Origin of the sequence: Streptomyces fulvoviolaceus, from assembly GCF_000718165.1 — a bacterium.
Classification (GTDB): Bacteria; Actinomycetota; Actinomycetes; order Streptomycetales; family Streptomycetaceae; genus Streptomyces; species Streptomyces fulvoviolaceus.
In genome coordinates, this window is the sequence record NZ_JOEY01000165.1 from 1 (window position 1) to 537 (window position 537).

The 537-nt window shown below is 69.6% G+C and carries 1 protein-coding gene; it reads right to left on the reverse strand.

Annotated features, from left to right (window positions below; translation table 11 throughout):
• Positions 1–213: 213 nt before the first annotated feature.
• Positions 214–537 (reverse strand): ANTAR domain-containing response regulator (locus IG08_RS0153330; RefSeq protein ID WP_043457767.1); only part of this gene is annotated, 324 nt, incomplete at its 5' end.

Here is a 537-nt window from a genome sequence, read left to right on the forward strand (position 1 = left end):
GACAGCAATAGGGACCGCGGTGCAGTCCGGCGAGACAGCCGAGGGCGAGGGACCGGAGCCCGGGATCAGTCCCGCAGCCGACGCCGCACCACAGCGGGCATCAGCCGGCAGCGGCGCACCAGCAGCACCGCGCCTCCAGAAGCACGGCCCGTGATCCGAGCGCGGTTCTTCGCGCTCGAGCAGCTGCGTGCGGTCACCGCCTCGGCGACGGTGTCAGGCCACCAGGCCAGTGAGGGGTTCGGAGTCGTCGATGAAGGCGCGGGCCACATCCGACAGGCGGCGGTTGTGCGCACGGGCGTAACCGCGCAGGGTGGTGAAAGCCTGCTCCATGTCGATGTTCTGGCGTTCGGCGAGTTTGCCCTTGGCCTGTTCGATCAGTACGCGGCTGTTCAGCGCGGTCTGCAGCTGCTCGTTGAGGACGCTGCTGCGCTGGGTGGTGCGTTGTTGCAGGAGGCTGATGGTGGCGACGTCGGCCAGGGCCTGGGCGATGAGTGTGCCCGCCGGGTCGAAGGGGCCGGGGGCGGCGTGGAAGAGGTT